Here is a 9,531-nt window from a genome sequence, read left to right as displayed (position 1 = left end):
TTAACCCGGGCGCCATTAATGACGTCATCACGTTCCGCACGCACATCAATCCGGGCGCCATTAATGGCGTCATCACGTTCCGCACGCGCATTAACCCGGGCGCCATTAATGGCGCCCCTACATTTTCCGTAGGGGGCGCATTAATGCGCCCCTGGCAGCTCATCCAGTGCCGGAGCGTCAAGATGCGAGACATCACCGGCGGTTTCTACGATCCAGCCAGAGGCCAGCCAGGCGCTCTGCTGATGATCCACGCGTGAAATTGAGCAGTTGCGCAGGCGCAGCCGGCGTTCCGCGTGCGCCGGTAACCCCAGAATGGTACTGACCAGCGCACCCAGCGCCATACCGTGGCTGACCAGCAGCGGCCGGCTGCCAGCTGGCAGATCGAGGCAGGCATTCAGCGCATCGTGCATGCGTGCCGCCAGCTCGCTCATTGACTCACCGCCAGGAATGCGCCCCGCTTCTGTGCCATCCACCAGCGCCTTGCGCCAGCGCTCTTCTTCGGCCGTCAGGCCATCAAGCGGACGCTGCTCCAGACAGCCCATATTGAGCTCGCGCAGACGTGCATCCAGCGTAACCGGGCAGCCGCAGGCGTCAGCAATAATTTCTGCCGTACGCCGGGTGCGACCTAAATCGCTGGCGATGACGTGCGTAATGCCCAGCGTTTTCACCCGCTCACCGACCTGACGTGCCTGCTGTTCACCTTTATCCGTCAGAGCACTGTCGGACTGCCCCTGAATGCGTCGGGCCGCATTCCAAACCGTTTCACCGTGACGAACAAGATAGACCTGTAACATGCGTGATTTCCGTTATACTGCGACAAATTTGCCTTGAGGGTTCAACCCATTATGTACCATGTTGTCGCAGCCACCACCAATCCGGCAAAAATTCGCGCGGTTGCGCAGGCGTTCAGCGACGTTTTCGGTGAGGGATCGTGCCATATTCGCGGGGTAGCGGTCGAGAGCGGCGTGGCGGCTCAGCCGCTCAGCGATGCGGAAACGCGTCGCGGCGCACGTCAGCGCGTAGTTAATGCCCGTGCGGCCGCGCCAGAGGCGGATTTCTGGGTGGCTATTGAGGCGGGCATTGAGAGCGACTGCGCGTTTGCATGGATGGTGGTGGAAAATACACAGCAGCGCGGTGAATCACGCTCTGCCAGTTTTACGCTGCCGCCGGTTGTACTGGCAGGGTTAGCAGCCGGGCGCGAGCTGGGCGAGGAGATGGCACGCCTGACTGGCGTAGAGAATATCAAACACAAGGGCGGCGCGATCGGCGCCTTTACGCAGGGCCTGCTGACCCGCTCCAGCGTCTATCATCAGGCGCTGATCCTCGCACTCTGCCCGTTTACTCATCCGCTTTATCAGCAGTAATTAGCCGGGCTTCCAGCCAGCGTCTGAGTTCAGGCGGCGCTTCTTTCAAGCTGTTGGAGCCTCGCGTTATCGTTGCGATGCCCACGCCCAGCTCGTTTTTCAGCTCACGCTGGCTGATATCGCCGTTGATTAACGCTTCAATGATGCGCAGCCGCGTACCGAACGATTCACGTTCGTCGGGCGTCATCATCAGCTGCAGCATCGGCAGTGCCAGGTCATCAGCAAATGCGTGCTGCATCAGGTCGATAAAACGCAGCCAGTGATCGTCAGCGGACTGTTCAGAAAGGGATGAAGGCATAGCGGCTTCCGTACTCATTAACGAGTACGGAAGCATAACACACTCAGTAACGCTGATTCCACTCGCTGTCGCTGAGAATCTTGTCAGGTTTACCCATGAAGTAACGATAATAGGCGTCATACGCCAGCACGTTCTTCACGTAACCCCGGGTTTCAGAGAACGGAATCGTTTCAATAAAGGCCACGGCATCCAGTTTGCCTCCGCTGTTGTTGCGCCAGCTGCGCACCCGTCCCGGGCCGGCATTATAAGCGGCAGAGGAGAAGATGCGGTTCTGCCCGAACTGCTGATAAACATACTCCAGATACTGCGTGCCAATCTGGATATTGGTTTGCGGATCAAGCAGCTGGCTGCTGTTCACGTAGCCGGGAATATTGTACATCTTCACGGTATGCGCGGCCGTGGCTGGCATCACCTGCATTAATCCGCTGGCCCCGACCGGGGAGCGCGCTTTCGGGTTCCATGCGCTCTCCTGACGCGAGATCGCCATGGCGTAGCTCGGATCGATCGCCTTATCGCCGGTATATTGCTGATACAGATTGCGCCACGCCAGCGGGAAACGCTCTTTCAGGCTATCCCACATTTTTGCACTGATCGTGGCCTGCACGCTCAGATCCCACCAGTCCTGCTGGTTCGCGTAGTGCGCCAGCATCTGCTGCTGGGTGCGGGTTTTACTGACAATCAGGTTTGCCCACTCGCTGCGCGCGAGGTTATCCATGCCCCAGTACATCAGCTCACGTACGCGCGCCATCTCCGGCCCCTGCACGATGCTGTTGTCCGCAGCCGGCGCGTCATCAATTTTCAGCGGATAGTCGGTGCCAAGCCGCTGCGCCGCGACCATCGGGTAGAAGCCGCGCTGCTGCATCAGCTTACGCAGGATCTCATCCGCCTCCTCTTTACGTCCCTGCGCTATCAGCAAATCGGCCTGCCAGTACTGCCACTCATCTTTTTCTTTCGCTTCCGGCGGCAGTCGCGCAATCCAGGTGTTCAGGCCGCGGCGGTCGTTTTCGCTCAGCGCAAGGCGCACGCGACGCTCCATAAGCGCGGTGGATTCACTGTTCATCACGACGGCATCACGCCAGCGCGCCTGCTCTGAGGTCAGGTCGGCTCCCATCATGCGCCATACCACAGCCTCTTTCAGATCCTGTTCTTCTGCCTGACTCATCTTCTGCGCGTTGACCAGCTGCGGGATCATCATGCGCGCGTTATCCATATCTTCGCGCGCCACGCGCGCAAAGGCGTAGCTGGTGGCCATGCGGGTAAAGTCGGTCGGCCCCAGCGTGGCGGCAAAGGTCGTTACGGTCTGCGGGTTCTGCTGCAGGGCCAGCAGTGCGCTGGCGGTGGTCTGATAATCTGCCGGCAGCATTTTCGCCAGGTAGTTCACCAGGCTGTCGTTGCCCGCCTTCATTGCCAGCCGGATGCGCTCCAGAATGGTAATCGGCGAGAGCTGGCCTGACGCCTGCCAGACCGAGAAGAGCCGGTCACAGTCGGCGGGCAGTGCCGATCCGCGCAGCCAGATGCTTTTCGCACCGGCAAACGCCGTTTGCTGCTGGCCGGTGGCCCATTTAGCGTAATACCAGTTGCAGCGCGCCTGCACCGGCTTTGGCTCATCCGGACTAAAACTCAGGATCCCCTGCCAGTCCTGCCGGTGCGCCAGCACGTTCACAAACCGCGTCTGCAGCGATTTTGCCGGCGGCAGCGTCGGATACTGCTGAATAAAGTTTTTGATCGCCAGCCCCGCTTCCTGATCGAGATCCTGCGCCAGCAGGCGATATTGCAGATAGGGATAGAGCGGATAATCCTGCAGCGTCGGCATCAGCTGCTCAACCTGGTCCATCTGTTTGTTATCCCAGGCCTGCTTGATCTGCGCATAGCGCTGTCGTTGCTGATCCAGCGAGTCGGCCCATACGCTGCCTGCCGTGCTGACCAGACACATCCCTATCATCCAGTTACGCCACTTCTCCACTCCGCTCTCCTCTCTGCTTCGGTCCAGCGTATGCCGGACTCCCTTCATGCTAACCAGGGCTTTCATCTCTCGCCACGTTCTTAACAAAATTTACCTGGTAAGTATGTTCCTGCCACCCTAAGCCGCTTGTGCACCTGCAACGCAGTTTACGCCACCGCGCCTTTAAGGCTACTATTAGCCACCCGCTGCTGACGGCGCCGCAACCGCCTGAAACCTGTCAGGATTGTCTCGCTCAGAGGCTAAATGGCAAACCGCATCCGCTGCTCTGCGGCAGAACACCACTTTTACCGAGATGCTTATGGAAACCCGGCGCGACGAACGACTCAATAAGCTGGCCCAGGCCCTGAAACGCACCGATAAGCTGCATCTGAAAGAGGCGGCGCAGCTGCTGGGCGTCTCTGAAATGACCATCCGCCGCGATCTCAGCGAACCCGCCTCGCAGGTGGTACTGCTCGGTGGCTATGTGGTCAGCGATCCAAAAAGTCATGTCGGGCACTATTTTGTCTCCGATCAGCACGGGCATAACGCCGCACGTAAACGTCGGCTGGCGCAGGCCGCCGCCGCGCTGATTCGTGAAAATGATACGGTGTTTTTTGACTGCGGAACCACGCTGCCCTACGTCATCGATGCTATTCCGGACACCCTCCCCTTTACGGCTATTTGCTGCGCGATGAACACCTTTCTGGCGCTGAAAGAGAAGCCCGCCTGCAGCGTGATCCTCAGCGGCGGCGAGTTTCACGCTGACAATGCGGTGTTCACGCCAGTCGGCAACCACTCCATTCTTGATGACCTCTGCCCGGCGCTGGCGTTTATCTCAGCAGCCGGCGTGGATCTGCAGCAGGGGGCAACCTGCTACAACCTGAATGAGCTGGCGATGAAGCATCACGCCATGCTGCGCGCGCGCGAACGGGTACTGGTGGCAGACAGCAGCAAATATGGCAAGGTGCTGCCCGCGCGTATCAGCGCACTGCACCGGTTTGAGCGGCTGGTCAGCGACAGCGCTCCTGACGACGCGCTCAGTGCGTGGCTGACAGAGCAGGCGATAGCCCTGCATCTTCCCTGAGCGTTGTCAGCGCGTACAATTACGCAGCAGTGCGCCTGACATCACGCCTGTCACGCAAGTTTCACCGTGGCGCGGCTGTGATTAGGCCGCGAAAAAAGCTAAACTTCAGCATCTGACGTTCCACTATTTACAGACCAAGAGGCTCATCACAACGTGGCTCAATTCGTCTATAGCATGCATCGCGTCGGCAAAGTGGTACCGCCGAAGCGTCACATTCTGAAGAATATCTCTCTCAGCTTCTTCCCGGGCGCCAAAATCGGCGTTCTCGGCCTGAACGGCGCGGGTAAATCGACCCTGCTGCGTATCATGGCCGGTATCGATAAAGATATCGAAGGGGAAGCACGCCCGCAGCCGGGCATTAAAGTGGGCTATCTGCCGCAGGAGCCACAGCTCAACCCGGAACACACCGTGCGTGAATCGGTTGAAGAAGCGGTGGCAGAAGTTGCTGGCGCCCTGAAACGTCTGGATGAAGTCTACGCGCTTTACGCCGATCCCGATGCAGACTTTGACAAGCTGGCTGCCGAACAGGGTCGTCTGGAAGAAGTGATCCAGGCGCACGATGGCCACAATCTGGAAACCCAGCTCAACCGTGCCGCTGACGCCATGCGTCTGCCGGAGTGGGATGCCAAAATCGGCAACCTGTCGGGTGGTGAGCGCCGTCGCGTGGCGCTGTGCCGTCTGCTGCTGGAAAAGCCGGACATGCTGCTGCTTGATGAACCGACCAACCACCTGGATGCGGAATCTGTCGCCTGGCTGGAACGCTTCCTGCACGACTTTGAAGGCACCGTGGTGGCGATCACCCACGACCGTTACTTCCTCGATAACGTAGCGGGCTGGATCCTGGAGCTGGACCGCGGTGAAGGTATTCCGTGGGAAGGCAACTACTCCTCCTGGCTGGAGCAGAAAGATCAGCGTCTGGCGCAGGAAGCGTCACAGGAAGCTGCACGCCGCAAATCCATTGAAAAAGAGCTGGAGTGGGTTCGCCAGGGTGCGAAAGGCCGTCAGTCTAAAGGCAAGGCGCGTCTGGCTCGCTTTGAAGAGCTGAACAACAGCGATTATCAGAAGCGTAATGAAACCAACGAACTCTTTATTCCGCCTGGCGCACGCCTCGGCGATAAAGTGCTGGAAGTGAAAAACCTCAGCAAATCGTATGGCGACCGCGTCCTGATTGACGATCTGTCATTCTCGCTGCCAAAAGGCGCGATTGTCGGGATTATCGGGCCGAACGGCGCGGGTAAATCGACACTGTTTCGTATGATGTCGGGTCAGGAACAACCTGATTCCGGCAGCATCGAGCTGGGCGAAACCGTGAAGCTGGCGTCGGTCGATCAGTTCCGTGACGCGATGGATAACACCAAAACGGTATGGGAAGAAGTCTCTGGCGGTCAGGACATCATGCGTATCGGTACCACCGAGATGCCAAGCCGTGCCTATGTCGGACGCTTTAACTTCAAAGGCACCGATCAGGGCAAACGCGTGGGCGAACTCTCCGGCGGTGAGCGCGGACGTCTGCACCTGGCGAAACTGCTTCAGGTAGGCGGTAACCTGCTGCTGCTGGATGAACCGACCAACGACCTCGACATCGAAACCCTGCGCGCGCTGGAGAATGCCCTGCTGGAGTTCCCGGGCTGCGCGATGGTGATCTCGCATGACCGCTGGTTCCTGGACCGTATTGCCACCCACATCATCGATTACCAGGATGAGGGCAAGGTTGAGTTCTTTGAAGGTAACTTTACCGAATACGAAGAGTATAAAAAACGCACCCTCGGCGCGGATGCGCTGGAGCCGAAGCGTATCAAATACAAGCGTATGGCGAAGTAATCTGCTGATAAAAAAGGCGCCTCCGGGCGCCTTTTTTATTGTGCTCAGGCGCTAATTGCCCAGCCGCTCTTTTACCAGCTCCACACAGCGCAGGAAGCGCGCATCGTAGTTGTCCTCCTGCACGTGCACAAACTCAACGTTATTTTCCCGCAGCATGGTCACCAGAATGGACTGAAACTCACGCCGGTCCACTGAGCTGCCGAGGCTGCGCAGGCCGTCCGCCACCCACGGCACGTTGTTCTCCAGCAGGATCACCAGGTCAAACCGGTACTCATCGATCAGCGCCTGTACAAAGGGGTGTTCGCGCCCTTCATACTTCAGACAGAACGCCTGAGTGGTAATAAAGTCGGTATCGATAAAGGCGACTTTATTCGCATATTTCACGGCAAAATCGATGTACTGCGCCTGACCCAGCGCAATTTTATCGTAGTCCGAGTACTGCAGCGCCATTTCATCGCCGCCGAGGTGAGAGAAGACATAGTCTCGGCCATACTCCCAGGCGCTGGTGGTGTTGAAGATGTTCGCCAGCTTGTTGACCAGCGTGGATTTGCCGCTCGACTCGCCGCCCAGGACCGCCACGGTGCGCACAAAGAAAGGCTTCACTTCCGTCGGAATATATTCCCAGTAGCGAAACGGATCCTGACGGATCTGGCTGCCGCTGATGCTCATAAACGATCGGTGTGGATCGATGACCCGCGCCGGGATCCCCAGATACTGCTGATACATCGGCGCATCCGGCTCTTCGCTGGTATAGACGCAGTCGGGCACAATCCCCTGCTCTGCCAGAAACGCACTGACGCCTGCGCTCCAGACATCCCAGCCGTGCGGATAGGGTTCGATTCCCTCTTCGTTGAACGAGTGAATACGAATGTTTTTCTGGTATTTGAATGTCTGCAGGAGCCAGCGCAGCCGATCGCTGACGGTGGGCTGCTGCGACATGGCGCTGCTCTCAAACAGCGCACGATCGCGCGGCTCGTCGTGGCCCATAATAATATGCAGCTCATCCACCTGACTGCAGGCGCGCTGAATCAGATAGATATGACCGGTGTGCAGCGGATAGAACTTGCCAAATACCACGCCTACGGTTTTTTCACGACGCGGAAACTCCAGCCCGAGAAAGTGATGCAGCGCCGCCAGTTTCTGCGCGCCGGGGCTTTTTATTTTCGCGTTAAGCAGCTGGCTCAGGTAGCCTTTGGTCATTCCGCTGGCGTCAGCCACCTGCTGCAGCGTATGGCCCTGCTGGCGAATCGCGGTCTTCAGATAGTCAAATGCTGACACTCAGTGTCTCCTGCGTGCAATAAAGGATGATGCGGCCCTGGCTGCGTGCATCGTCTGAACCAGGGGCGCATTAATGCGCCCCCTACATATCGCCAGGGTGGCATTTATGCCGCCCCTGCAAAATTATGCGCATCCTCAAACGCAGGGGCGGCATTAATGCCGCCCTGGAAAGTTATGCGCATCCTCAAACACAGGGGCGGCATTTATGCCGCCCTGGAAAGTTATGCGCATCCTTAAACGTAGGGGCGGCATTTATGCCGCCCTGGTTGCGTGCATCGTCTGAACCAGGGGCGCATTAATGCGCCCCCTACATATCGCCAGGGTGGCATTCATGCCGCCCTGGCGAAATTACAGCTCATCCAGAATGGCCAGCGCATCCGCCAGCTTCTTCGCGCTGTAAACCTTCATGCCATCAATCGTTTTCTTCGGCGCGTTGCCGGCCGGCACAATGGCGCGCTTAAAGCCGTGCTTCGCGGCTTCAGAGATGCGCTCCTGACCACTCGGTACCGGCCGGATCTCGCCCGCCAGCCCGACTTCACCAAAGATCACCACATCCTGCGGCAGAGGGCGATCGCGCAGACTGGAGACCATCGCCAGCAGCAGCGCCAGATCGGCGCTGGTTTCCGTGACTTTGACGCCACCTACCACGTTAACAAACACATCCTGATCTGCCATCTGCAGGCCGCCGTGACGATGCAGTACCGCCAGTAAAATCGCCAGACGGTTCTGCTCCAGCCCCACCGCAACACGGCGCGGATTGCCCATCATCGAGTGATCCACCAGCGCCTGGATCTCAACCAGCAGCGGCCGGGTGCCTTCCCAGACCACCATCACCGAACTGCCTGACGTGATCTCATCGCCGCGTGACAGGAAGATAGCCGAGGGATTGCTGACCTCGCGCATCCCCTGCTCCGTCATGGCAAAGACGCCCAGCTCATTCACCGCACCAAAGCGGTTTTTATGGCTGCGCAGCGTGCGAAAGCGCGAGTCGGCGTCGCCATCCAGCAGTACCGAGCAGTCGATACAGTGCTCCAGCACTTTCGGACCCGCCAGCGAACCATCTTTGGTCACGTGGCCAACCATGATAATCGCCACACCGCGCGTTTTGGCAAAGCGCGTCAGATAGGCGGCGGTTTCCCGCACCTGCGCCACGCTGCCGGGTGAAGACTGAATATCCGCCATGTGCATCACCTGGATAGAGTCGATAACCATCAGCTTCGGCTCTTCCTGCTCGGCAATCAGGCAGATCTGCTCAATACTGGTTTCGGACAGCATATTCAGGTTGTCCGTGGGCAGTCCCAGCCGGTGCGCGCGCATCGCCACCTGCTGCAGCGACTCCTCGCCGGTGACGTAGAGCGTCTTCATGCTCTCTGCCAGCTTGCACATCACCTGCAGCAGCAGCGTCGATTTACCGGCACCGGGGCTGCCGCCAATCAGGATAGCGCTGCCCGGTACCACTCCGCCGCCCAGAACGCGGTCAAACTCTTTAAACGTGGTGGTGAAGCGCGGCAGCGCCTCAAGGCTGATCTCCGAGAGCTTCTGCACCCGGCTGCTGCCGGCGTTACCTGCATAGCCGCTCAGGCGCTCATTGCGCGCAGCGGCAGGCGAGGCAGCAATACGCACCTCGGTAATGGTATTCCAGGCGTGGCAGGCGCTGCATTGCCCCTGCCAGCGCGGATAGTCTGCGCCACATTCGTTGCACACGAAGGCGCGTTTTGCCGCTTTGGCCAAATCAGTTCCTCAG

General features: G+C 58.8%; 8 protein-coding genes. 3 read left to right on the top strand and 5 right to left on the bottom strand.

The genetic code is table 11. The features are described from left to right. Positions 1-140: 140 nt before the first annotated feature. On the bottom strand, positions 141-794 hold the full coding sequence (gpmB, locus tag B3041_RS12890; protein ID WP_039382453.1) for a 2,3-diphosphoglycerate-dependent phosphoglycerate mutase GpmB: 654 nt from the start codon (positions 792-794) through the stop codon (positions 141-143). Positions 795-845: 51 nt separating this feature from the next. On the opposite strand from gpmB, the gene yjjX reads away from it, so the two are divergent. Further along, positions 846-1,364, top strand: a complete 519-nt coding sequence (yjjX, locus tag B3041_RS12885; protein WP_292975379.1) for an inosine/xanthosine triphosphatase — start codon at positions 846-848, stop codon at positions 1,362-1,364. On the opposite strand, the gene trpR is transcribed toward yjjX, so the two are convergent. Next, positions 1,339-1,662, bottom strand: a complete 324-nt coding sequence (gene trpR / locus B3041_RS12880; RefSeq protein ID WP_292975376.1) for a trp operon repressor — start codon at positions 1,660-1,662, stop codon at positions 1,339-1,341. The genes yjjX and trpR overlap by 26 nt on opposite strands. Before the next feature lie 43 nt (positions 1,663-1,705). Continuing rightward, on the bottom strand, positions 1,706-3,625 hold the full coding sequence (gene sltY / locus B3041_RS12875; protein ID WP_292975373.1) for a murein transglycosylase: 1,920 nt from the start codon (positions 3,623-3,625) through the stop codon (positions 1,706-1,708). A gap of 298 nt (positions 3,626-3,923) precedes the next feature. On the opposite strand from sltY, the gene deoR reads away from it, so the two are divergent. Together deoR and ettA are read left to right on the top strand one after the other, a co-directional pair. Further along, complete coding sequence (gene deoR / locus B3041_RS12870; RefSeq protein WP_292975370.1) at positions 3,924-4,688, top strand: DNA-binding transcriptional repressor DeoR; 765 nt, start codon at positions 3,924-3,926, stop codon at positions 4,686-4,688. 153 nt (positions 4,689-4,841) lie between these two features. After that, a complete protein-coding gene (gene ettA / locus B3041_RS12865; protein ID WP_075050757.1) occupies positions 4,842-6,509 on the top strand; it encodes an energy-dependent translational throttle protein EttA in 1,668 nt (555 codons plus the stop codon). A gap of 51 nt (positions 6,510-6,560) precedes the next feature. On the opposite strand, the gene nadR is transcribed toward ettA, so the two are convergent. Further along, on the bottom strand, positions 6,561-7,787 hold the full coding sequence (gene nadR / locus B3041_RS12860) for a multifunctional transcriptional regulator/nicotinamide-nucleotide adenylyltransferase/ribosylnicotinamide kinase NadR (protein WP_065650192.1): 1,227 nt from the start codon (positions 7,785-7,787) through the stop codon (positions 6,561-6,563). Between the two features lie 348 nt (positions 7,788-8,135). Beyond that, the gene (radA, locus tag B3041_RS12855) at positions 8,136-9,518 is read right to left on the bottom strand and encodes a DNA repair protein RadA (RefSeq protein WP_039382437.1); all 1,383 of its coding nucleotides are present in this window, start codon (positions 9,516-9,518) and stop codon (positions 8,136-8,138) included. Positions 9,519-9,531 lie beyond the last annotated feature (13 nt).

The sequence above is a fragment of the Pantoea sp. UBA4549 genome (assembly GCF_002387285.1).
GTDB classification, from domain to species: domain Bacteria; phylum Pseudomonadota; class Gammaproteobacteria; order Enterobacterales; family Enterobacteriaceae; genus Pantoea; species Pantoea borealis.
The sequence above is the reverse complement of the archived record's forward strand: the minus strand, read 5'-3'. Positions and strand labels throughout refer to the sequence as shown.